Genomic DNA, 22243 nt, shown 5'->3' on the forward strand with positions numbered 1-22243 from the left:
TGGAAGCGCGCCATTATACTCAGACACCCTACCGGGCTCAATGTAAAACTTGTCTTATATCAATGTTGCTGATGTACGGGAAAAGTTGCCCTTACAGCTCGACCTTGACCCAGCTCACCGGCTGATCCAGCCAGTCGGCGAATTCGTCGATGAAACTCTGCTTGAACCCCGCCTCCAGCCAGTTGTTGAAGATGAAACCGAGGTTGGAAAACCCGCATTCCTGTAAATACAGAAAACCGTTGATATCGTCTTCATGCCCGCATTCGGGGCAGGTGAAGTTGTCGGTGCGGCCCGGCATCCAGTCTTCCAGACTTTCGAACAGCGCTTCGCCGATCTCCTGCCGGCACTCGGCGCAACCGGCCTCTTCGAGAAAACCCTTGGCCGGGGTGTAGATGCAGCGTTTGGTGATGACTTCCAGCCCATTGATCGGCTCACCGAACGGCAGCGCCTCGGGATGCAGCACCACCGCGCGGGCACCATCGGCGATGGCGTAGGCCATGCGATTGCCAGTGCGTCCACAGGTGCTCAGCTCTTCCTTGACGATGTTCTTGCGCACCAGCCAGCGCAGGATCGCCCGGGCCCGGGGCTCGTGCACCGGCAGGTTGGAAATTTTCGGGACGATGATGCTCTGCGAATTCATGAAAAGTCCTGCGGTATGGCTTCTGACGCCTTCGCGGGCAAGCCCGCTCCCACAAGGTTCTCAGTCGCTCACACATCCTGTGTACATCTGAGAAATCTGTGGGAGCGGGCTTGCCCGCGAAGAGGCCCTAAAGGCCGGCAGCTTAATCCCTGAGACAATCCGGTCAAGTGCTTAAATAGCGGCCGATCAGCGCAATCCCGCTCGCCAGCACCAGCCAGGTCACCAGCCGCACGAAGGCCTCGCGGGACAGGCGCATGGTCAAGCGCCGTCCGACCCACAAGCCCAACGCCATGGCCGGCAACAGGCACAGCGCAAGCATCAACAAGGGTAGCTCGGCATACACCCCGGCGATGGCGAACAGGCTCAAACGCACCACCGTGCTGCAACTGATCAGCGCACTTTGCGTGGCCCGCGCCGCGTCCTTGGGCAATCGACTGTTGAGGTAGATCGCATAAAGAAAGCCGCCGCTGCCAAACAATGCCCCGAACAGCCCGCCCACGGTGCCCATCGGCAACGCCCACCCAGCAGATAACTGCGCCGGCCGAGCCTTGATCCACAAGCTGTAGATCGCATAAGCACTGATGAACAATCCCATCAACAGCAACAGCAGATCGGACTTGAGGTTAAGCAGGAAAATCACCCCCAGCGTGCAGCCCACCGCCATGCACGGCAGCAGCCGCAGCAATTCCGGTTTCGCTACATCTCGCCGCGACGGCAGCAGATTGCCGAACGCCGCGACGAAATCCAGCAGCACCAGCAACGGCACGATCTTCGACAGCGGCATGAACAGAATCAGAATCGGCCCCGCCACCAGCGCCGTGCCAAAACCGGCAATCCCGAACACGATGTAGGCCAGCGCGATGGCCAATCCGATCACCACCCAGCCCTGGGCGCCCCACGACCATTCGCTCAACAACCCCGCCACGCTCATCCGTTCGCTTCCTTTATAAGCCTGCGATGACTTTAGCCAGCGCCGAGGGTTGCGACTAATATCTTCGAAACCGCCAAGCCATCTCGAAAAGGCATGCCTCGTGCTTTCAACCCGTCAATTGCGCTACTTCGTGGAAATCGTAGAGAGCGGCAGCTTCAGCGCGGCAGCCGAACGGCTGTTCATTGCTCAGTCGGCGCTGAGCCGGCAGATCAAGGACATGGAAACCCGCCTGCAAACGCCGCTGTTCGAACGCACCGCGCGCCAGCCCCGGCTCACCGCCGCTGGCGAAGCGTTCCTGCCCCGGGCGAAAAATCTGCTCAATGAACTGAACAAGGCCAGCACCCTGGCCACGGAAATCGGCCAAGGGCAGCGCGGCACCTTGCGCCTTTGTCACTCCAGCACCGTGCCGATCAGCGGCCAATTGTTGCGCGACATGAGCGCATACCTGGAGCAACAACCCGGCGTTTCGCTGGACATCGGCACGCTCTCCTCGGAGGCGCAACTTGAAGAACTGGCCGAGGGCCGGCTCGATATCGGCCTGCTGCGTCTGCCGGTGCTGCGCCAGCGCGAGGGTGTTCAGATTGTGCCGCTCTACACCGAACGTCTGCTGCTTGCTGTGCCGGCGGATCATCGACTGGCGTCGACGGAGGCAGTCGATCTGGCGCAATTGAAGGACGAAGCATTCATTTCCATCCCGCACCCACAGCGCGGCGGGCTGAGTTATTTGTGCGCCGACCTGTGCATGCGTCACGGCTTTTTTCCTCAGCCTGCACGGGTGATGTCGCGCAAGACCACGCAATTGCAGTTGATCCAGGCCGGATTCGGCATCGCTCTGCTGCCGGATTCAATGCAGGACATCGCGCCCGCCGGCGTGAGATTTCTGCCGCTGACCGGCGATTGCCAGAGCACCGTCGCCCTCGCTTCTCGGCAAAATCCCACACCTCTGGAGCAACACTTCCTCCAGACATTCACCGGCGAATGCCTTTAAACTGCGCCCCATGATTAAAGATCCCTTTGCAAGACTCGGCCTCGACCGCGAAATCCTGACCGTCAGCCAACTCAACGGCCGCGCGCGGGTGTTGCTCGAAGACGTGTTCAGCAACATCTGGGTCGAAGGCGAAATCTCCAACCTCGCCCGCCCGGCGTCAGGCCACGTGTATTTCACGCTCAAGGACAGCGGTGCGCAGGTGCGTTGCGCGCTGTTCCGCCAGAATGCCGCGCGGGTGCGTCAGGCGCTGAAGGACGGTCTGGCGGTCAAGGTGCGCGGCAAGGTCTCGCTGTTCGAAGGGCGTGGCGACTATCAGTTGATCCTCGACACCGTGGAGCCTGCCGGTGACGGTGCGCTGCGTCTGGCCTTCGATGCCTTGAAGGAAAAGCTCAGCGCCGAAGGCCTGTTCAGTGCCGAGCGCAAGGTGCCGCTGCCGGCGCATCCGCAGCGCATCGGCATCATCAGTTCTCCCACCGGTGCGGTCATTCGCGACATCATCAGCGTGTTCCGCCGCCGCGCGCCGCAGGTGCAACTGACGTTGATTCCGACCGCCGTTCAGGGCCGCGAAGCCACCGCGCAGATTGTCCGCGCCCTGAAACTGGCGGACGCCCGTGGCTTCGACGCGCTCATCCTGGCCCGTGGCGGCGGCTCGCTGGAAGACCTCTGGTGCTTCAACGAAGAAGCCGTGGCCCGGGCGGTAGATGCCTGCGTCACGCCGATCGTCAGCGCGGTAGGCCATGAAACCGATGTGTCGATCAGCGACTTCGTGGCGGACGTGCGCGCACCGACGCCGTCCGCTGCTGCTGAACTGCTTGCCCCGGATTCCAGCCACCTGATCCGGCAGGTCGAAAGCCTGCATCGCCGGTTGGTGATGCGCATGCGTGACCGCCTGATGCGCGATCGCCTGCGCCTTGAAGGCATGACCCGCCGCTTGCGCCATCCCGGCGAACGTCTGCGCCAACAGGCACAACGTCTGGATGATCTGGACATGCGCATGCGCCGCGCCTTCGAGCGCCAGCTCAATACCCGCCGCGAACGCCTGATTCGTCTGGAAACCCGCCTCGCCGGGCAACATCCGGGACGCCAGCTGGCCCTGTTGCGCCAGCGCCTCGACAGTCTCGCTGAACGCCTGCCACGCGCCATGAACGAAGGTCTGAAACGCCGTCGACTTCAGTTGCAAAGCCAGATGCAGACCCTGCACGTGGTCAGCCCGCTGGCGACCCTCGGTCGTGGCTACAGCATTCTGCTGGATGAGCGCGGCAACGCGATTCGTAACGCCGCGCAGACCCACACCGGCCAGCGCCTCAAGGCCAGACTGGGCGAAGGCGAACTGCAAGTGCGCGTCGAGGACAATCACCTGACGCCTGTCACCCTTTCTTTACTGGACTGATCCATGCCGCGTTTTCTTGCTCCGCTGCTGTTGCTGTGCCTGACCTTCAACGCCCACGCCGACAGTTACATCACCCGCCTGCTGAACAAACCGGTGCCGGGCGGCGTGGCTGTCGTCGATCTGGGGACCGCTGCGCAAGCGCCGAAAGCCACGTATCAGGGCAAACCGGTGCTGGTGGTCAAGGAACAGAACAACTGGCTGGCGATTGTCGGCGTTCCGTTGACCGTCAAACCCGGCGTTCAGCAGATCAGCAGTGGCGGCCGTAATCTCAACTTCAATGTCGGCAACAAGAAATACCCGGAACAGCACATCACCCTGAAGAACACCCAGCAGGTCAATCCAAACCCGGCCAACCTCAAGCGGATCGAGGGCGAACTGGCCGAGCAGATCAAGGCCTATCGCAGCTTCAGCCCGAATACCCCGAGCAACCTGCTGCTGGACAAACCGGTCAACGGACCGCTGTCGAGCAAGTTCGGCGTGCGCCGTTTCTTCAACGGTGAAGAGCGCAATCCGCACGCAGGTCTGGACTTCGCGGTGCCGGCCGGCACGCCGATCAAGACCCCGGCAGCGGGCAAGGTAATTCTGATCGGCAACTACTTCTTCAATGGCAACACGGTGTTCGTCGACCACGGCCAGGGCTTCATCAGCATGTTCTGCCATATGTCGAAGATTGATGTGCAGAACGGCCAGCAACTGGCGCGCGGTGCGGTGGTGGGCAAGGTTGGCGCTACAGGTCGGGCGACCGGGCCGCACATGCACTGGAACGTCAGCCTGAACGATGCGCGGGTCGATCCGGCGATTTTCATTGGGGCATTCCAGCCTTGATTTGTGGGTGAAGCGACTGGCCCCATCGCGAGCAAGGTCGCTCCCACAGGGATTGCGCACGACGAACGGACTGCGCAATCTCTGCAAACATTCACTTTGATTCAGAGAATAAAATCTCGGAAAAAACCACTTTCCGGGTATTCCTCTCAATTTTTTCCGACTGCTTGCCATCCTCATCCCTCGCGGTTAGGGTTGAGGGCATGAAAACCTCTCACACCCTCATTCAGCTTCGCCAGCACCGCAGCCTGTGCCTCGTCAGCGCACGACTGCCGGGCTGAATCGCTGCGCCTCGTCCCACGCTTTTCCAAGAACGTTCGTTCCACCGGCAGGCCGCCTCTTTTCGGCCCAGACAATAAGGAATTTCCCGATGAGCATGCTCAAAGACCCGTCTTCGAAATACCGCGCGTTTCCAGTGATCAACCTGCCGGATCGCACCTGGCCGTCGAAAACCATCGATGCCGCGCCGATCTGGTGCAGCTCCGACCTGCGTGACGGCAACCAGTCGCTGATCGAACCAATGGACGCGGTGAAAAAGCTGCGCTTCTGGAAAACCCTGGTGCAGGTGGGTGTGAAGGAAATCGAGGCGTCGTTCCCGGCCGCTTCGCAAACCGACTTCGACTTCGTGCGCACCTTGATCGAAGACGGCCACATCCCGGACGACACCACCATCCAGGTGCTGACCCAGGGCCGTGAAGACCTGATCGAGCGCACCTTCGAATCCCTGCGCGGGGCGAAGAAGGCAATCGTTCACCTGTACAACGCCACCTCCCCTTCTTTCCGTCGCATCGTCTTCAACCAGGACAAGGACGGGATCAAGGCCATCGCCGTGAACGCCGCCAAGCTGTTCGTCAAATACGCCGCCATGCAGCCGGACACCGAGTGGACCTTCGAGTACTCGCCGGAAACCTTCAGCGCCACCGAACTGGAATTTGCCAAGGAAGTCTGTGACGCGGTGATCGAGGTCTGGAACCCGACGCCTGAGCACAAGATCATCCTCAACCTGCCGGCCACCGTTGAATGCGCGACCCCGAACGTCTACGCAGACCAGATCGAGTGGTTCCACCGCAACATCAACCGTCGTGACAGCGTGATCATCAGCCTGCACACCCACAACGACCGTGGCACCGGCGTGGCCGCCACCGAGTTGGGCCTGATGGCCGGCGCCGACCGCGTCGAAGGCTGCCTGTTCGGCAACGGCGAGCGTACCGGCAACGTCGACCTCGTCACCGTGGCACTGAACATGTACACCCAGGGCCTCGACCCGCAACTGGACTTCTCGGACATCGACGGCGTGCGCAAGGTCGTCGAAGAGTGCAACCAGATCCAGGTTCACCCACGTCACCCGTATGTCGGCGACCTGGTCCACACCGCGTTCTCCGGCTCCCACCAGGACGCGATCCGCAAGGGCTTCGCCCAGCAGAAATCCGATGCCCTGTGGGAAGTACCGTACCTGCCGATCGACCCGGCCGACATCGGCCGCAGCTACGAGGCGGTGATCCGCGTCAACAGCCAGTCGGGCAAGGGCGGCATCGCCTACTTGCTGGAACAGGAATACGGCATCAGCCTGCCACGTCGCATGCAGATCGAGTTCAGCCAGGTCGTGCAGCGTGAAACCGATCGCCTGGGCCTGGAGATGACCGCGCAGCAAATCCACGCGCTGCTGCACAGCGAATATCTGCAAGCCAACACCCCGTACGCGCTGGTCAGCCATCGCCTGCAGGAAGAAAACGGCAACAGTGCCGTCGAAGTGGAAGTGGCGAGCAAGGGTCAGGGCGAAACCAATCTGCACTGGCGCGGCAAGGGCAACGGCGCGCTGGAAGCGCTGGTGGCCGGTCTGCCGATTCCGGTGGAGATCATGGACTACAACGAACACGCCATTGGCGCGGGCACCAACGCCAAGGCGGCGGCCTACATCGAACTGCGTGTGAACGGCGAACGTGCGGTGCACGGCGTGGGCATCGATGAAAACATCACCACCGCCAGCTTCAAGGCCCTGTTCAGCGCGCTGAACCGCTCGCTGAGCCAGCCGGAAGCGAAAGCGGCGTAACTGACCGCTGCAATGCAAAAGGCCCCTGAGTGCGAACTCCGGGGCCTTTTTATTTTCTATCTGATCGTTCCCACGCTCTGCGTGGGAATGCAGCTCGTGACGCTCTGCGTCACTGGGACGCGGAGCGTCCCTTGAGGCATTCCCACGCGGACGGTTCAACGCCTCGACGTGGGAACGATCTAGGTGATCTGGGCTATCAGGTGAACTCGAAGGTGTCCGCGTCCAGATTCGCCGGGAACCGCTCGCGGTAAGCCGCCAGCGAAGCCGCTTCCAGAACCACCTTGAACACCCCGTCAGCCTCCCCCGCCGCCAGCAACGTCTCGCCCTGAAAATCCAGCACCTGACTGTCGCCGGTATACGCGAACCCCTTGCCATCGGTACCCACCCGGTTGACCGCCGCCACATAGCACAGGTTTTCGATGGCCCGGGCCGGCAGCAACCGGTTCCAGTGTTGACGCCGTGCGCCCGGCCAGTTGGCGGTGTACAGCAGCAGGTCGGTGTCCTGAGCGTCGCGACTCCACACCGGGAAGCGCAAGTCGTAGCAAATCAGCGGACGCACCCGCCAGCCCTTGAGCTCGAACTGCACCTGGCGCTCGCCGGGCGTGTAATGATTGTGCTCGCCGGCCATGCGGAACAGGTGGCGTTTGTCGTAATGCAGCACTTCGCCGTCCGGCCGCGCCCACAGCAAGCGGTTGCGATGACTGCCGTCGGCAGCCTGGATGATCACGCTGCCCGTGACGACTGCGTTCAGCTTCGCTGCCTGGGCCCGCAGCCATTTGCTGGTCGGACCGTTTTCGGCTTCGGCCAGGGTTTCGGACGCCATGGAGAATCCGGTAGTGAACATTTCCGGCAGGATGATCAGATCCGCACCGCGCGCCTGCTCCAGCAACACATCGAAATGCTCGAGATTGGCCTGACGGTCATGCCAGGCCAGGCTGGTCTGGATCAGCGCCAGATTGAGGTCGGGCAACGCACTCAGATCACGCATAGCTTGGCCGCCGCTTCCCGCAGCGTCTCCTCACGTTTGGCAAAGCACAGGCGCACCAGGCGCTGGCCTTCCGGTGGATTCTGGTAGAACACCGACACCGGAATACTCGCCACGCCATGCTCACGGGTCATCCACATCGCCATTTCGACATCGTTCAAATCAGGGCGAATTTGCGAGTATTCGACCAACTGGAAATAGGTGCCGGTGACACGGGTGAAACTGAATCGCGACGGCGCCAGCAGATCACAGAACAGATCACGCTTGGCCTGATAGAAGCCCGGCAGCTCTTCGACGTGTTCCGGATGCTCGGCCATGTAATCGGCCAAAGCAAACTGCAACGGGGTCACGCCGCAGAAACTGACGTACTGGTGCACCTTGCGCAGCTCCGCCGTCAGGGCCGGCGGCGCCACGACGTAACCGGTTTTCCAGCCGGTGACGTGATAGGTCTTGCCGAACGAGCTGACCACGAAGGCGCGCTGATACAGCTCTTCATGGGCCAGCACGCTGACGTGCGGCACGCCGTCAAACACCAGGTGCTCATAGACTTCGTCGCTGATCACGTAGATGTCGCGATCTCGGATCAACGCCGCCAACTGATCCAGCTCGGCGCGACTGATCAAGGCACCGCTCGGGTTGTGCGGGGTGTTAAGGATGATCATCCGCGTTCGCGGGCTCAGGGCTGCGCTGAGTTTGTCGAAGTCGATGGAGAAATCCTTCAGCCCAAGTTGCACATGCACGCAGCGTCCGCCGGCCAGTTCTACTGCGGGCTCATAGCTGTCGTAGGCCGGGTCGAACACGATGACTTCGTCGCCGCTGTGGATAACCGCCTGGATGGCGCAGAAGATCGCCTGGGTCGCGCCGGGGGTCACGGTTACTTCGGTATCGGCATCGACGTTCGCGCCATAACTGCGGGCGATTTTCGCCGCGATCTGCTGGCGCAGCGCCGGCAGGCCGGTCATGGGCGAATACTGGTTGTGGCCGTTGGCGATGTGTCGACCGACCGCGTCGCGCAGTGCCTGCGGGCCGTCGAAATCGGGAAAACCCTGGGAAAGGTTGATCGCTCCGGTCTGCGCCGCGAGCTGAGACATCTGCGTGAAAATAGTGATGCCGACATTCGGCAGCTTACTGGTGATCATCGGGAGCCCCTTGCAGGTGAGCTGCAAGTTTCAAGCTGCAAGCGACAAGTTTCAAGCATCAATCCATCGCCCACAAAAAAGGGCTCTGAACAGAGCCCTTCTTTGCTTCCACGCTTTAACTTGAAGCTTGCAGCTCGAAACCCGCAGCTGCTCTTTTTACTTCTTGTCGCGGCGCTTCTTGCTGGCTTTCTTGTTGTGCGACATCAAACGACGCTTCTTGTTGACCTGGCGGTCGGTCAGCGTGTTCTTGTTGCCTTCGTACGGGTTCTCGCCGCCCTTGAACTCGATACGGATCGGCGTACCGACCAGTTTGAGTACACGGCGGTAAGTGTTTTCCAGATAGCGCACGTACGACTTCGGCACTTTCTCGATCTGGTTGCCGTGGATCACGATGATCGGCGGGTTCGCACCACCCAGGTGAGCGTAACGCAGCTTGATCCGGCGGCTGTTGACCATCGGCGGCTGGTGTTCGCTGACCGCGTCTTCAAGAATCTGCGTCAGGCGGCTGGTCGGCCAGCGGGTGACCGCGGACTTGAACGAGTTCTGCACCGAGGCGTAGAGGTTGCCCACGCCAGTACCGTGCAGTGCCGAGATGAAGTGGATATCGGCGAAGTCAACGAAGAACAACCGACGCTGCAGCTCGACCTTCACGAAGTCGCGCTCGCTTGGCGTCATGCCGTCCCACTTGTTGATCGCGATCACCAGCGCACGACCTGCTTCAAGAGCGAAGCCCAGCAGGTTGAGGTCGTGATCGACCACGCCTTCGCGGGCGTCCATCACGAAGATCACCACGTTGGCGTCTTTGATCGCCTGCAGGGTTTTGACCACGGAGAATTTTTCGACTTCTTCGTGGATCTTGCCGCGCTTGCGTACACCGGCGGTGTCGATCAGCGTGTACTTCTCGTCGTTACGCTCGAACGGGATGTAGATACTGTCGCGGGTGGTGCCGGGCTGGTCGTAGACGATTACCCGGTCTTCACCGAGCATGCGGTTGACCAGGGTCGACTTGCCGACGTTCGGCCGGCCGATGATGGCGATCTTGATCCCGTCTTTTTCGCTCGGGCCAGGAATGCGCTTGGCTTCCTCGCCTTCGGCGACCACTTCTTCCTCTTCACCTTCGGCCGGCTCGTCATCATCGCGCGGGAAGTCGCTCAGGGCGGCTTCCAGCAATTGCGTGATGCCGCGACCGTGGGCGCCGGCGATCGGGATCGCGTGGCCCATGCCCAGCGGGGCGAATTCGGCGCGGGCCATTTCCGGGTCGATGTTGTCGACCTTGTTGGCGACCACGTGGGAACGCTTGTTACGTTTGCGCAAGTGTTCGGCGATCATCTGGTCAGCGGCGGTGAAACCGGCCTTGGCATCTACCAGGAACAGAACGACATCCGCTTCTTCGATGGCCAGCAGCGACTGCTCGGCCATTTTTTCGTCCATACCATGCTCGTCACCGGAGATACCGCCGGTGTCGATCAGAATGTAGGAACGCCCTTGCCACTTGGCCTCACCGTACTGGCGATCACGGGTCAGACCGGACAAGTCGCCGACGATGGCGTCGCGAGTCCTGGTCAGGCGGTTGAACAAGGTGGACTTGCCGACGTTCGGTCGGCCCACCAGGGCGATTACGGGAACCATGCGGCTCTCCACTTCGTTATTTCAGAAAATACAAAAGCCGCTGCGAGGCAGCGGCTGGTGCTCGGGGCAACGCCAGAAAGCGCTGCAAGCCCCGTGGATCCGGGGCCGCCTGGGGGTTTAACCCCAAGCATAGTTGTTACTTGATGGTCAGGGCTTCCAGTTTGCCGCTGTTGCCATACACGTAAATCGTGTCACCCACCACCAGCGGACGGGCACGCAGGCCGTCGCTGTCGATGCGCTCGCGGCCGACGAAACGACCGTCCACCTGACTCAGCAGGTGCAGGTAACCTTCCAGGTCACCGACTGCAACGTAGCTGGAGAACACTTCCGGCGCCGACAGTTGACGGCGGGCCAGCGAGTCGTTGCTCCACAGGGCTGTGGTGGAACGCTCGTCGACGCCTTCAACGGTACCCGACGACAGGCTTACGTAGACGTTGCCGAAACCCTGGGCAACACCGGCGTAGCTCGACGCGTCGCGCTGCCAGAGTTGACGGCCGCTTTCCAGATCCAGTGCCGCGACGCGACCCTGATAGCTGGCAACGTACAGGGTACCGCCGGACAGCAGCAGACCGCCGTCGATGTCGACCACGCGCTCCAGTTCCGAACGACCTTGTGGAATCGCGATCCGCTGTTCCCAGACCGGCACGCCGTTGGAAATGTCGAGAGCGACCACTTTACCGGTCGACAGGCCAGCCACCGCGAGGCGGTTGGTGACGATCGGTGCACTGGTGCCGCGCAGGGTCAGTACGGCCGGCGTGCTGTCATACACCCAACGCTGGTTGCCGGTGGACGCGTCCAGGCCGATCAGACGATCGTCCTGGGTCTGTACCACTACCACGTCACCGTTGTTGGCCGGTGGCGCGAGAACTTCGCTGTTGACGCGCGAGCGCCACTTCTCTTCGCCGTTGATGGCGTCGAGGGCAACGACTTCACCGCGCAGGGTGCCGACCATGACCAGACCGTAACCCACGCCAACGGCGCCGGACACAGGCAGTTCAAGGTCTTTCTTCCATTTCACGTCGCCGTTGCTGCGATCCAGGCCCATCACGATACCGGTCACGTCGGCCGCGTAGATGGTGTCACCGTCGATCGCCGGCACCAGCATGTTGTACGTTTCGCCCTGACCGTCACCGATCGAGCGGCTCCACTGCTTGTGCAGGACCACTTCTTCTTTGAAGTCGGTCAGCTCGGCCGGTGGCAGTTCTTTTTTGCTGTTGCTGCTGCAACCCGCGGCCAGAATGGCCAGAGCCAGCAATGCTGCATGCTTCCAACGGATCACGTCACGCATCCCCTTTGGCCAGGTCGTCCAGCTTGATTTGAAGGCCACCGACCGCCGCTTCATCCGACAGTGCCGCCTTGGCTTTTTGATACGCCGCGTTCGCTTCGTCGGTACGGCCCAGCTGTACCAGCAGGTCGCCCTTGAGTTCTTCGCGAGTGGCCAGGAACGACTTGTCGGCATCGCCTTCGAGCAGTTTCAGGGCTTCGTCGGCCTTGTTCTGTGCGCCCAGTACCTGCGCCAGACGCTGACGGGCGATTTCGCCCAGCGCCGGGTTGGCCGGTTTGGCAACGATGGCCTTGAGTTCGGTCGCCGCGTCGTCCAGCTTGCCGCTGTCGACAGCTACCTTGGCCACGAACAGGCTGCCGTACTGCGCGTAGGCAGAACCGCCGAATTCGCTGTTGAGCTTGCCGGCCAGATCCGCAACACGCGCGGCGTCAGGCTTGCCATCCGGGGTCAGCGTGGTTTCCAGCAATTGCTGATAGAGCACCGAGGCGCCTTGCGACTGGTTGCTCTGATACTTGTGATAAGCCTGCCAGCCGAACACGATGACCAGCGCCAACAGGCCGCCGGTGACCAGAGGTTTGCCGTTGCGTGTCCACCAGTCCTTCAAATCCGCCAACTGTTCGTCTTCGGTACTCGACACCCCAATACTCCTTAATCGCTAAATCGGCTGTTTGGACAGCTTCAACCCTGCACGACGCAGGTGGCCAGGTGTGCAGCGAGCGCATCCCAGGCAATGCTTTGTTGTTCGCCCTGGCCACGCAGGGGTTTGAAACCTACCACTTGCTGGGCCATTTCGTCGTCACCGAGGATCAGTGCGTACAGCGCACCGCTCTTGTCGGCTTTCTTGAACTGGCTCTTGAAGCTGCCGGCGCCGGCATTGACTTGCAGGCGCAGGTTGGGCAGTTGGTCGCGTACCCGCTCGGCCAGGGCCAGACCGGCCAGCTCCGCTTCTTCGCCGAAGGCGCAGAGATAGACGTCAACCTGACGGGAGATTTCTTCCGGGATCTGCTCCAGGGTTTCCAGCAGCAGCACCAGACGCTCGATGCCCATGGCGAAACCGACGCCCGGGGTCGGCTTGCCGCCCATCTGCTCGACCAGACCGTCATAGCGCCCACCCGCGCAGACGGTGCCCTGGGCGCCGAGCTTGTCGGTGACCCATTCGAATACGGTTTTGCTGTAGTAATCCAAACCACGCACCAGCTTCGGGTTGAGCACGTAAGGAATGCCGACGGCATCCAGACGGGCCTTCAGGCCTTCGAAGTGGGCACGGGATTCGTCATCCAGGTAGTCGGCCATTTTCGGCGCATCGACCAGCACGGCCTGGGTGTCGGCATTTTTGGTGTCGAGCACCCGCAGCGGGTTGGTCTTCAGGCGACGCTGGCTGTCTTCGTCCAGTTTGTCGTGGTGCGCCGAGAGATACTCGACCAGCGCTTCACGATAACGGCTGCGGGACTCGCTGGTGCCGAGGCTGTTGAGCTCGAGCTTGACCGCATCGCGGATGCCCAGCTCGCCCCACAGGCGCCAGGTCATGATGATCAGTTCGGCGTCGATGTCCGGACCGTCGAGGTTGAACACCTCCAGACCGATCTGGTGGAACTGGCGATAACGGCCTTTCTGCGGACGCTCGTGACGGAACATCGGGCCGATGTACCAGAGTTTCTGCACCTGGCCACCGCCGGTGATGCCGTGCTCGAGCACCGCACGCACGCACGCGGCCGTGCCTTCCGGACGCAGGGTCAGCGAGTCGCCGTTGCGGTCTTCGAAGGTGTACATCTCTTTTTCGACGATGTCGGTCACTTCACCGATCGAGCGCTTGAACAGCTCGGTGAACTCGACGATCGGCATGCGGATCTGCTTGTAACCGTAGTTATCCAGCAGACGCGAAACGGTGCCTTCGAAATAGCGCCATACCGGCGTCTGTTCCGGCAGGATGTCGTTCATGCCACGAATGGCTTGCAGAGACTTGCTCACAGAAATTCCTTAGTTCGTTCGATCAGCCGCGCGCAATAACCGCTGCGTCAGCTTCGACCTTCTCGGCCGCTTTCTCGCGGATCAGCTTTTCCAGCTCGTCCACCAGATTGTCATTCGTCAGTTTCTGCGACGGCTTGCCGTCGATGTAAATCAGGTTTGGCGTGCCGCCGGTCAAGCCGATATGGGCTTCCTTGGCTTCGCCGGGGCCGTTGACCACGCAACCGATCACCGCGACATCCAGCGGCACCAGCAGGTCTTCAAGGCGCCCTTCCAGCTCGTTCATGGTCTTGACCACATCGAAGTTCTGCCGCGAGCAGCTCGGGCAGGCGATGAAGTTGATGCCACGGGAACGCAGATGCAAAGACTTGAGAATGTCGTAACCGACCTTCACTTCCTCGACCGGGTCGGCCGCCAGCGAGATGCGGATAGTATCGCCAATCCCCTCGGCGAGCAGCATACCTAGGCCCACGGCGGATTTCACTGTACCGGAGCGCAATCCACCGGCTTCGGTGATGCCCAGGTGCAGCGGCTGGACGATTTCCTTGGCCAGCAGGCGGTAGGCTTCAACGGCCATGAACACGTCAGAAGCCTTCACACTGACCTTGAAGTCCTGGAAATTCAGGCGTTCGAGGTGTTCGACGTGACGCAGGGCGGACTCGACCAGCGCAGCTGGCGTCGGCTCGCCGTATTTCTTTTGCAGGTCTTTTTCCAGGGAACCGGCGTTGACGCCGATGCGGATCGGGATCCCGCGGTCACGGGCGGCATCGACCACCGCACGCACACGGTCTTCGCGACCGATGTTGCCCGGGTTGATGCGCAGGCAGTCCACACCCAGTTCGGCCACGCGCAGAGCGATCTTGTAGTCGAAATGGATGTCGGCAACCAACGGCACCTTGACCAGTTGCTTGATCTTGCCGAACGCCTCGGCGGCGTCCATGTCCGGTACCGAAACGCGGACGATATCGACGCCGGCGGCTTCCAGACGATTGATCTGTGCGACGGTGGCAGCGACGTCATTGGTGTCGCTGTTGGTCATGCTCTGCACAGCGATAGGGGCATCGCCGCCCACGGGCACGTTACCGACCCAGATCTTGCGCGATTCGCGACGTTTGATTGGAGATTCGCCGTGCATGACTTATTGACCCAACTTCAGGCGAGCGGTCTCGCCACTGGTGAACGGAGCGACATCGACCGGCTGGCCGTTGTAGCTGACCTGCGCGCCACGGGCAACGCCCAGACGCACGGCAAACGGAGGCTTGCCGACGACAGACAGGCTGTCGCCCTTACGCTTGAGGCCGCTGTACAGCACTTTGCCGCTGCCATCGGTCACTTGAGTCCAGCAATCGGCGATGAACTGCACCTGAACCTGGCCTTGACCTGCAACCGGAGCTACGGGCGCTGTCGGCGCGGGTGCCGCGACGGCCGGAGCTGCCGGGGCAGCAACGGTCGGTGCAGGCGTGGCCGGAGCGGCAGGTGCCGGATTTGCAGGAGCAGCAACCACAGGCGCTGGCGTATGAGCCGGTGCAGCCGGAGTCGCGGCTGGCGCAGCAGGTGCCGGAGCAACCGGTGCGGTCGCAGGAGCTGCGGCCTCGGTCTCGGCGCCGGTCGATTCAGCCGTGGATTCCGATTGAGGCAGTGCCAGAGCGGTCGAGCCCTCGGCTTCGCCTTCCGCGACGGCCTGGTCTTCCGGCTCGTCCAGCGGATGAATCTGGGTGGTGCCGTCGGCGCCTTCGACTTCGACGTGCTCCGGTGCCAGGCCGATCAGGTCCTTGGTACGCAACGAGGTCTGATCCTGCCACCAGACGAAACCGCCGCCGATGACCGCAATCAGCAGCAACAGGCTGACGATACGCAAAATGGTATGGGAAACCCGTACCGGCTCTTCAATACGACCCAGAGCGTGGACGTTGCTGCCTTGGGAGTCAGTGCCGGTGGACTGGTCGAATTGCTGGACCAGAACGGTCTGATCCATGCCGAGCAATTTGGCGTACGCGCGAATGTAGCCGCGAGCGAAGGTATGCCCGGGCAACTTGTCGAATGCGCCGGCTTCAAGATTGCTCAGGGAAGTCACGGTGAGGTTGAGCTTGAGGGCCACTTCGGCCAGCGACCAGCCATTGCTTTCGCGGGCCTGGCGCAGGGTCTCACCGGGGTTAACGCGATTCGCTGCTACAACTTCGGGATGCGCCGCTTTCATCATTGCTCCGACAGGTATTGCTGATATTCCGGCGTACCGGGATAGAGTCGTTTTAATTGCAGGCCCGCACTGGCGGCCTTGTCGCGATCTTCAAATACTTTTGCCAACCGAACGGCGAGCAACAGACTACGTGCATTTTGCTCGGAGAGCTGGCTGAAACGGTCGTAATAGTCACGCGCGGGCACATAATGCCTGTCTTCGAATGACAACTCAGCCATTTCCAGCAATGCCCGTGGCTGCTGACGGTTCAAACGCAGTGCTTTTTCCAGCTGCTGCTGCGCCAGATCACGCTGTCCGAGCTTCGCCGCCGTCATGCCGAGGTTCTCGAACACCCGCGAACGCTCAGGATACAGGGTATCGGCGGCCGCCTGTTCAAAACGCTCGTAGGCTTCCTTGTAACGCTGTTCTTCGTAGAGAAAACTGCCGTAGTTGTTGAGGATGCGCGCATCGGCGGGACGGGAGGACAAGGCTTTGCGAAAGTGTTCGTCAGCAAGCGCAGGTTCCATCTCGGCCTGAAACACCAGCCCCAGCGCGGCATTGGCGTCGGGATCCGAACCGTCCAGCTCCAGGGCTTTCTTCAGTGGAACCTTGGCCCGTTCGGTCATGCCCTGCTGCAAGTATCCCAGCCCCAGCTGCACGTAGGCAGCCCGCGCTTCGTCACGGCCCTTGCTGGTCTTCATCGGGTTGTAATCGCCCGACAGGACACAACCAGCACACAGGCTGGCCAACAGCAACAGCAGCGCAAAGCGCAGGGACATAGAGATCCTCTCTTAGTTAGTGTTCGCGGCGTTCTGTGCCAGATCGCTGTCGGCGCTCAACTCACGCACGGCGATGTAACGTTCGCTGCGACGGGTGCGATCCAGCACCTGCCCTACCAATTGACCACAAGCCGCGTCGATGTCTTCACCACGGGTGGTGCGCACGGTGACGTTGAAACCGGCCTGGTGAAGCTGATCCTGGAACCGGCGGATGGCGTTGTTGCTCGGCCGCTCATACCCGGAATGCGGGAACGGGTTGAACGGAATCAGGTTGATCTTGCATGGAATATCTTTGAGCAGCTCGATCATTTCCACGGCGTGCTCAAGCTTGTCGTTGACGTCCTTGAGCAAGGTGTACTCGATGGTCAGCACACGTTTCTCGCCAAGGGCGGACATGTAGCGCTGGCACGACTCGAGCAGCATCTTAAGCGGATATTTCTTGTTGATCGGCACCAATTGGTTACGCAATGCGTCATTCGGTGCGTGCAGGGACAACGCCAGGGATACGTCGATGTGCTTGGCCAGCTCATCGATCATCGGCACCACACCCGACGTGGACAGGGTCACGCGGCGCTTGGAGATCCCGTAGCCCAGGTCATCCATCATCAGATGCATGGCGGCCACGACGTTATCGAAGTTCAGCAGCGGTTCGCCCATGCCCATCATCACCACGTTGGTGATGGCGCGGTCGATGGTAGCCGGAACACTGCCGAAGGATTTGTTGGCAATCCACACCTGACCGATGACTTCGGCGGCGGTGAGGTTGCTGTTGAAGCCTTGCTTGCCGGTGGAGCAGAAACTGCAGTCCAGGGCACAGCCTGCCTGGGACGAAACGCACAGAGTGCCGCGCTTGCCCTGGGGAATGTAAACGGTCTCGACACAGCTGCCGGACGCCACGCGCACCACCCACTTACGGGTGCCGTCGCTGGAAATGTCCTCGCTGACCACTTCGGGACCACGGACCTCAGCAACAGCCTTGAGCTTTTCGCGCAAGGCCTTGCTGACGTTCGTCATGGCGTCGAAATCATCGACGCCAAAGTGGTGAATCCATTTCATTACCTGACCGGCACGGAAACGCTTCTCCCCGATTGAGTCGAAGAATTTTTCCATTTCCGGCTGGGTCAGACCCAGCAGGTTGGTTTTAACAGTCGATGTCGTCATGGATTCACCTTCACTCTTAAGCCAATGCTTAGCGAGTGGTTACTTCAGTAGCTGCGAAGAAGTAAGCGATTTCGCGAGCAGCAGCGGCTTCGGAGTCCGAACCGTGAACGGCGTTGGCGTCGATCGATTCAGCGAAGTCAGCACGGATGGTGCCTGGAGCAGCTTCTTTAGGGTTGGTAGCGCCCATCAGCTCACGGTTGCGAGCGATGGCGTTTTCGCCTTCCAGAACCTGAACGACAACTGGACCCGAAGTCATGAAGGCAACCAGGTCGCCGAAGAAACCACGAGCGCTGTGCTCAGCGTAGAAGCCTTCGGCTTCGGCTTTGGACAGTTGCTTCAGTTTCGAAGCTACAACGCGCAGGCCAGCGTCTTCGAAGCGAGTGGTGATCTTGCCGATCACGTTTTTAGCAACGGCGTCAGGCTTGATGATGGAGAAAGTACGTTGAACAGCCATGGTGTAACTCCAGAAACGGTAATTTGCGAAAAATTAAACCCGCGAATTATACGCGGGTTCTTGGGTATTGCCTAACCTGCGAGGACGATCAGTCTACTTCTTCGATCCAGAGAGCCTGAACCGCTTCCAACACTTTCTCGCCAACACGGCCAGAGGTGTTATCAAAGTCGGGAAGTTCCATGATCCATCGCTGCAGGTCGACGAAATTGACAGAAAGCGGATCGACATCCGGCTTGGCCTCAGCCAGCTCTTCTGCAATACGTTGAACATCATTCCAACCGTAGCTCATGACAGTCTTACCAGTCAGTGCGGCGCTTCGGCCGCATGGTTAAGCGAATATTTCGGAATTTCGACGGTGATGTCTTCTTCACCGACGATAGCCTGACAAGCCAGGCGCGACTGGGCTTCCAGACCCCAGGCACGATCAAGGAAATCTTCCTCCAACTCGTCGGCTTCTTCCAGCGAGTCGAAACCCTCGCGGATGATGCAGTGACAAGTGGTGCAGGCGCAGACGCCACCGCAGGCGCTTTCCATCTCGATGTGGTGCTCGTGAGCCAGTTCGAGGATCGACGTGCCAGGCGCAGCGTCAACGACCATGCCTTCAGGGCAGAACTTCTCGTGGGGCAGAAAAATGACCTGCGGCATCAGATATCCTCGATTTCATTCAGATTGCGCCCGGACAGAGCGGCTTTCACCGTCTGATCCATACGACGGGCTGCAAAAGCATCGGTCACTTGCGACAGACGCTTGGTCTGCTGCTCGATGGCGTAACCATCGGTACCTTTCATCAGTTCGGTCAGTTCCTGCACTTGCAACTCGATGACCATGCGCTCTTCGGCGTCGAGCAAGCGCTCGCCATCCGCCTCAAGAGCGCCCTGCACCGCTTCGATCAGGCGTTGGGCATCGACCTGCTGCTCGCGAAGAACGCGGGCGACTTTGTCGTCATTGGCGTGCTGGAACGAATCTTTCAGCATCTTGGCGATTTCGCCGTCGGTCAGGCCATAGGACGGCTTGACCTGGATGCTCGCTTCAACGCCCGAACCCAGTTCACGGGCAGAGACGCTGAGCAGGCCGTCGGCATCGACCTGGAAGGTCACGCGAATCTTCGCCGCACCGGCCACCATCGCCGGGATGCCGCGCAATTCGAAGCGAGCCAAGGAACGGCAATCGGAGATCAACTCACGCTCGCCCTGCAGTACGTGGATCGCCATGGCCGACTGGCCGTCTTTATAAGTGGTGAAGTCCTGGGCGCGAGCGACGGGGATGGTGGTGTTGCGCGGAATCACCTTCTCCATCAGGCCGCCCATGGTTTCCAGCCCAAGGGACAGCGGGATCACGTCGAGCAGCAGCAGTTCGCCGCCATCGCGCTTGTTGCCGGCCAGTGTATCGGCCTGGATTGCGGCACCAATGGCCACCACTTGATCCGGGTCGATTTCGGTCAGTGGCTGACGACCGAAGGCTTCGGCGACAGCTTCGCGAACACGTGGAACGCGGGTCGAGCCACCGACCATGACCACGGCGTGCACGTCTTCCAGCTCGACGCCGGAATCACGGACGGCGCGGCGGCAGGCTTTCAGGCTGCGGGCGACCATTGGCTCGATCAGCGCGTCGAAGGCTTCGCGGGTCAGCTGTGCTTTCCAGTCGCCGTAGGCAACTTCAACACTGTCGGCATCCGTCAGGGCTTCTTTGGCTGCGCAGGCGGTTTGCAGCAGGCTGCGCTGTGCGCCCGGATCGAGGTCGGCGGACAAACCGGCGCTCTCGATGATCCAGCCGGCAATCGCATGATCGAAGTCATCGCCGCCCAGCGCGCTATCGCCGCCAGTGGCCAGGACTTCGAAGACGCCGCCAGTCAGGCGCAGAATCGAAATATCGAAGGTACCGCCACCCAGATCGTAAATGGCGACCAGGCCTTCGGCATGCTGATCCAGACCGTATGCCACCGCCGCAGCGGTCGGCTCGTTGAGCAGACGCAACACGTTCAGACCGGCAAGTTTCGCCGCGTCCTTCGTAGCCTGGCGCTGAGCATCGTCGAAATACGCCGGAACGGTGATCACCGCGCCCACCAACTCACCGCCAAGGGTGGCCTCAGCGCGCTGACGCAATACTTTCAAGATATCGGCGGAGACTTCGACCGGGCTTTTAGGGCCCTGCACGGTGTCGATGAACGGCATGTGCGATTCGCCGCCGACAAAGCGGTACGGCAGTTGATCGCCCAATTGCTTGACGTCGGACAGACCACGACCCATCAGGCGCTTGACCGACAGCACGGTATTCAGGGGATCGGAGGATGCGGCCAGCTTGGCTGACTCGCCGACTTCGACGCGATCGGCGTGATAACGCACGGCGGAAGGCAGGATGACCCGCCCTTCGGCGTCGGCCAGCGGCTCGGAAAGACCACTGCGCAACGCAGCGACCAGCGAATTGGTAGTACCCAAGTCGATTCCCACAGCCAGACGACGCTGGTGCGGTTGAGGACTTTGGCCGGGTTCGGCGATCTGCAGTAGGGCCATCGTGATCAGGACTTATCTGTATATCAGGCGTGCGACCGGAGCGGCACTGGGTTAATCGTCGAGGCGCTCTTCTAACTGGCGCACTTCGTAGGTGAGCTTGTCGAGGAACTGCATGCGCCGCATCAGGCGTTCGGCCTGTTCGCGCTGCGCTGCATCATCCCAACAGGCTGCGAAGCTTTCGTTGAGCTCTTCCTGGGCGGTTTTCAGGCGACGCTTGAAAGCCGCGACACCGTCCAGGTCGGCACTGTCCTGCAGATCTTCGAGCTCTTCGCGCCATTGCATCTGCTGCAGAAGAAACTCGGGATCGTGGACAGTGACTTCCATCGGCACTTCATGCCCGCTGATGGTCAGCAGGTAGCGTGCACGCTGGGCCGGACTCTTGAGCGTCTGGTAGGCATCGTTGAGCCGCGCAGACTGCTCGAGCGCCGACCGCTGCTCGCGCTCGGAAGCATCGGCAAAGCGGTCAGGATGAACGGCGCGCGCCAGCTCGCGATAGCGCGTGGCCAACTGCTCAAGATCCAGACGGAAGCCCGGCTGCAACTCGAATAAAGCGAAATGACAAGGAATACCCACGACAAGCCTCAGATGTTGAAGCTTTCGCCGCAGCCACATTCACCGCGTACGTTGGGGTTGTTGAACTTGAAGCCCTCGTTCAACCCTTCCTTGACGAAATCGAGCTCGGTGCCGTCGAGGTAGGCCAGGCTCTTGGGATCGATGATCACTTTCTCGCCGTGACTCTCGAACACCTGATCTTCTGCAACCACCTCGTCGACAAACTCCAGCACGTAGGCAAGGCCGGAACAGCCCGTGGTGCGAACACCCAGACGAATCCCTTCACCCTTGCCGCGCCCATCGAGGGAGCGCCGCACGTGTCGAGCAGCCGCTTCTGTCATGCTGATAGCCATCGTTGACTCCTTACTCGTCGCCAAATCTTGAAAGTCAGATCAAGCCTTTCTTCTGCTTGTAATCGCGAACGGCGGCCTTGATGGCGTCTTCAGCGAGAACCGAGCAGTGGATTTTCACTGGCGGCAGGGCCAGTTCTTCGGCCAGCTGAGTGTTCTTGATGGTTTCAGCTTCGTCCAGGGTCTTGCCCTTCATCCACTCGGTAGCGAGGGAGCTGGAGGCGATAGCCGAACCGCAGCCGTAGGTCTTGAACTTGGCGTCTTCAATAACGCCCTGATCGTTGACCTTGATTTGCAGACGCATCACGTCGCCGCACGCCGGAGCGCCGACCATGCCGGTGCCGACATCAGGATCTTCCGCGTTCATCTTGCCGACGTTGCGCGGGTTTTCGTAGTGGTCGATGACCTTTTCGCTGTAAGCCATGATTCTCAATCCT

At 60.8% G+C, this 22243-nt stretch carries 23 protein-coding genes; 4 read left to right on the forward strand and 19 right to left on the reverse strand.

What is annotated here, in order from left to right; genetic code table 11:
* Positions 1-91 precede the first annotated feature (91 nt).
* Entirely contained in the window at positions 92-640 is a 549-nt protein-coding gene (locus CAF80_RS26880) for a hypothetical protein (protein WP_011335799.1), read from the reverse strand.
* Positions 641-803: 163 nt separating this feature from the next.
* Entirely contained in the window at positions 804-1571 is a 768-nt protein-coding gene (locus CAF80_RS26885; protein WP_074691031.1) for a sulfite exporter TauE/SafE family protein, read from the reverse strand.
* 100 nt (positions 1572-1671) lie between these two features.
* Here CAF80_RS26885 and CAF80_RS26890 point away from each other — a divergent pair, with 100 nt between their 5' ends.
* From CAF80_RS26890 to leuA, 4 genes are all read left to right on the forward strand, one after another.
* Positions 1672-2559: a LysR family transcriptional regulator gene (locus CAF80_RS26890; RefSeq protein ID WP_074691030.1), complete on the forward strand. Its 888-nt coding sequence runs from the start codon at positions 1672-1674 to the stop codon at positions 2557-2559.
* Between the two features lie 10 nt (positions 2560-2569).
* The gene (xseA, locus tag CAF80_RS26895; RefSeq protein ID WP_074691029.1) at positions 2570-3949 is read left to right on the forward strand and encodes an exodeoxyribonuclease VII large subunit; all 1380 of its coding nucleotides are present in this window, start codon (positions 2570-2572) and stop codon (positions 3947-3949) included.
* Between the two features lie 3 nt (positions 3950-3952).
* Positions 3953-4774 (forward strand): peptidoglycan DD-metalloendopeptidase family protein, encoded by an 822-nt coding sequence (locus tag CAF80_RS26900; protein ID WP_039765736.1) that lies wholly within the window; start codon positions 3953-3955, stop codon positions 4772-4774.
* Between the two features lie 367 nt (positions 4775-5141).
* A complete protein-coding gene (leuA, locus tag CAF80_RS26910) occupies positions 5142-6821 on the forward strand; it encodes a 2-isopropylmalate synthase (protein ID WP_007956672.1) in 1680 nt (559 codons plus the stop codon).
* A 196-nt stretch (positions 6822-7017) separates the two neighbouring features.
* Here the strand turns inward: leuA and CAF80_RS26915 are convergent, their stop codons facing one another.
* From CAF80_RS26915 to iscU, 17 genes are all read right to left on the reverse strand, one after another.
* Positions 7018-7809 carry an amidohydrolase gene (locus CAF80_RS26915; RefSeq protein WP_085668158.1) on the reverse strand — a complete coding sequence of 264 codons (792 nt, stop codon included), beginning with the start codon at positions 7807-7809 and terminating at the stop codon, positions 7018-7020.
* Complete coding sequence (locus CAF80_RS26920) at positions 7797-8945, reverse strand: pyridoxal phosphate-dependent aminotransferase (protein WP_085668159.1); 1149 nt, start codon at positions 8943-8945, stop codon at positions 7797-7799. The genes CAF80_RS26915 and CAF80_RS26920 overlap by 13 nt, the downstream gene beginning before the upstream one ends.
* Before the next feature lie 156 nt (positions 8946-9101).
* Positions 9102-10574, reverse strand: coding sequence for a ribosome biogenesis GTPase Der (gene der, locus CAF80_RS26925; RefSeq protein WP_007956675.1), 1473 nt, complete (start codon positions 10572-10574; stop codon positions 9102-9104).
* Between the two features lie 136 nt (positions 10575-10710).
* Positions 10711-11862, reverse strand: a complete 1152-nt coding sequence (bamB, locus tag CAF80_RS26930; RefSeq protein ID WP_074691027.1) for an outer membrane protein assembly factor BamB — start codon at positions 11860-11862, stop codon at positions 10711-10713.
* Entirely contained in the window at positions 11855-12496 is a 642-nt protein-coding gene (locus CAF80_RS26935; protein ID WP_011335807.1) for a tetratricopeptide repeat protein, read from the reverse strand. The genes bamB and CAF80_RS26935 overlap by 8 nt, the downstream gene beginning before the upstream one ends.
* Before the next feature lie 41 nt (positions 12497-12537).
* Positions 12538-13827 (reverse strand): histidine--tRNA ligase, encoded by a 1290-nt coding sequence (gene hisS / locus CAF80_RS26940; RefSeq protein WP_039765722.1) that lies wholly within the window; start codon positions 13825-13827, stop codon positions 12538-12540.
* A gap of 22 nt (positions 13828-13849) precedes the next feature.
* Complete coding sequence (gene ispG, locus CAF80_RS26945) at positions 13850-14959, reverse strand: flavodoxin-dependent (E)-4-hydroxy-3-methylbut-2-enyl-diphosphate synthase (RefSeq protein WP_007956680.1); 1110 nt, start codon at positions 14957-14959, stop codon at positions 13850-13852.
* 3 nt (positions 14960-14962) lie between these two features.
* Positions 14963-16021 carry a RodZ domain-containing protein gene (locus tag CAF80_RS26950; RefSeq protein WP_074691026.1) on the reverse strand — a complete coding sequence of 353 codons (1059 nt, stop codon included), beginning with the start codon at positions 16019-16021 and terminating at the stop codon, positions 14963-14965.
* Positions 16021-16779: a type IV pilus biogenesis/stability protein PilW gene (gene pilW, locus CAF80_RS26955; protein ID WP_007956682.1), complete on the reverse strand. Its 759-nt coding sequence runs from the start codon at positions 16777-16779 to the stop codon at positions 16021-16023. The genes CAF80_RS26950 and pilW overlap by 1 nt, the downstream gene beginning before the upstream one ends.
* A gap of 12 nt (positions 16780-16791) precedes the next feature.
* Entirely contained in the window at positions 16792-17940 is a 1149-nt protein-coding gene (rlmN, locus tag CAF80_RS26960) for a 23S rRNA (adenine(2503)-C(2))-methyltransferase RlmN (RefSeq protein WP_007964428.1), read from the reverse strand.
* Positions 17941-17968: 28 nt separating this feature from the next.
* Positions 17969-18394, reverse strand: a complete 426-nt coding sequence (gene ndk, locus CAF80_RS26965) for a nucleoside-diphosphate kinase (protein WP_039765715.1) — start codon at positions 18392-18394, stop codon at positions 17969-17971.
* A gap of 88 nt (positions 18395-18482) precedes the next feature.
* The gene (gene iscX / locus CAF80_RS26970; RefSeq protein ID WP_027619659.1) at positions 18483-18683 is read right to left on the reverse strand and encodes a Fe-S cluster assembly protein IscX; all 201 of its coding nucleotides are present in this window, start codon (positions 18681-18683) and stop codon (positions 18483-18485) included.
* A gap of 14 nt (positions 18684-18697) precedes the next feature.
* Entirely contained in the window at positions 18698-19039 is a 342-nt protein-coding gene (gene fdx / locus CAF80_RS26975; protein ID WP_007956685.1) for an ISC system 2Fe-2S type ferredoxin, read from the reverse strand.
* On the reverse strand, positions 19039-20904 hold the full coding sequence (gene hscA, locus CAF80_RS26980; protein WP_074691025.1) for a Fe-S protein assembly chaperone HscA: 1866 nt from the start codon (positions 20902-20904) through the stop codon (positions 19039-19041). The genes fdx and hscA overlap by 1 nt, the downstream gene beginning before the upstream one ends.
* Positions 20905-20955: 51 nt before the next feature.
* A complete protein-coding gene (hscB, locus tag CAF80_RS26985; RefSeq protein WP_039765708.1) occupies positions 20956-21477 on the reverse strand; it encodes a co-chaperone HscB in 522 nt (173 codons plus the stop codon).
* An 8-nt stretch (positions 21478-21485) separates the two neighbouring features.
* On the reverse strand, positions 21486-21809 hold the full coding sequence (iscA, locus tag CAF80_RS26990) for an iron-sulfur cluster assembly protein IscA (RefSeq protein WP_003227904.1): 324 nt from the start codon (positions 21807-21809) through the stop codon (positions 21486-21488).
* A 34-nt stretch (positions 21810-21843) separates the two neighbouring features.
* Entirely contained in the window at positions 21844-22230 is a 387-nt protein-coding gene (gene iscU, locus CAF80_RS26995; RefSeq protein WP_003227907.1) for a Fe-S cluster assembly scaffold IscU, read from the reverse strand.
* Positions 22231-22243 lie beyond the last annotated feature (13 nt).

Source organism: Pseudomonas sp. B34(2017) (genome assembly GCF_002112915.1).
GTDB classification, from domain to species: domain Bacteria; phylum Pseudomonadota; class Gammaproteobacteria; order Pseudomonadales; family Pseudomonadaceae; genus Aquipseudomonas; species Aquipseudomonas pharyngis.

Coding starts and splice junctions, on each gene's coding strand:
- CAF80_RS26880 (WP_011335799.1), bottom strand. CDS start 640: ATGAATTCGCAGAGCATCATCGTCCCGAAAATTTCCAACCTGCCGGTG.
- CAF80_RS26885 (WP_074691031.1), bottom strand. CDS start 1,571: ATGAGCGTGGCGGGGTTGTTGAGCGAATGGTCGTGGGGCGCCCAGGGC.
- xseA (WP_074691029.1), top strand. CDS start 2,570: ATGATTAAAGATCCCTTTGCAAGACTCGGCCTCGACCGCGAAATCCTG.
- CAF80_RS26900 (WP_039765736.1), top strand. CDS start 3,953: ATGCCGCGTTTTCTTGCTCCGCTGCTGTTGCTGTGCCTGACCTTCAAC.
- leuA (WP_007956672.1), top strand. CDS start 5,142: ATGAGCATGCTCAAAGACCCGTCTTCGAAATACCGCGCGTTTCCAGTG.
- CAF80_RS26915 (WP_085668158.1), bottom strand. CDS start 7,809: ATGCGTGATCTGAGTGCGTTGCCCGACCTCAATCTGGCGCTGATCCAG.
- CAF80_RS26920 (WP_085668159.1), bottom strand. CDS start 8,945: ATGATCACCAGTAAGCTGCCGAATGTCGGCATCACTATTTTCACGCAG.
- der (WP_007956675.1), bottom strand. CDS start 10,574: ATGGTTCCCGTAATCGCCCTGGTGGGCCGACCGAACGTCGGCAAGTCC.
- bamB (WP_074691027.1), bottom strand. CDS start 11,862: ATGCGTGACGTGATCCGTTGGAAGCATGCAGCATTGCTGGCTCTGGCC.
- ispG (WP_007956680.1), bottom strand. CDS start 14,959: ATGCACGGCGAATCTCCAATCAAACGTCGCGAATCGCGCAAGATCTGG.
- CAF80_RS26950 (WP_074691026.1), bottom strand. CDS start 16,021: ATGAAAGCGGCGCATCCCGAAGTTGTAGCAGCGAATCGCGTTAACCCC.
- pilW (WP_007956682.1), bottom strand. CDS start 16,779: ATGTCCCTGCGCTTTGCGCTGCTGTTGCTGTTGGCCAGCCTGTGTGCT.
- rlmN (WP_007964428.1), bottom strand. CDS start 17,940: ATGACGACATCGACTGTTAAAACCAACCTGCTGGGTCTGACCCAGCCG.
- ndk (WP_039765715.1), bottom strand. CDS start 18,394: ATGGCTGTTCAACGTACTTTCTCCATCATCAAGCCTGACGCCGTTGCT.
- iscX (WP_027619659.1), bottom strand. CDS start 18,683: ATGAGCTACGGTTGGAATGATGTTCAACGTATTGCAGAAGAGCTGGCT.
- fdx (WP_007956685.1), bottom strand. CDS start 19,039: ATGCCGCAGGTCATTTTTCTGCCCCACGAGAAGTTCTGCCCTGAAGGC.
- hscA (WP_074691025.1), bottom strand. CDS start 20,904: ATGGCCCTACTGCAGATCGCCGAACCCGGCCAAAGTCCTCAACCGCAC.
- iscA (WP_003227904.1), bottom strand. CDS start 21,809: ATGGCTATCAGCATGACAGAAGCGGCTGCTCGACACGTGCGGCGCTCC.
- iscU (WP_003227907.1), bottom strand. CDS start 22,230: ATGGCTTACAGCGAAAAGGTCATCGACCACTACGAAAACCCGCGCAAC.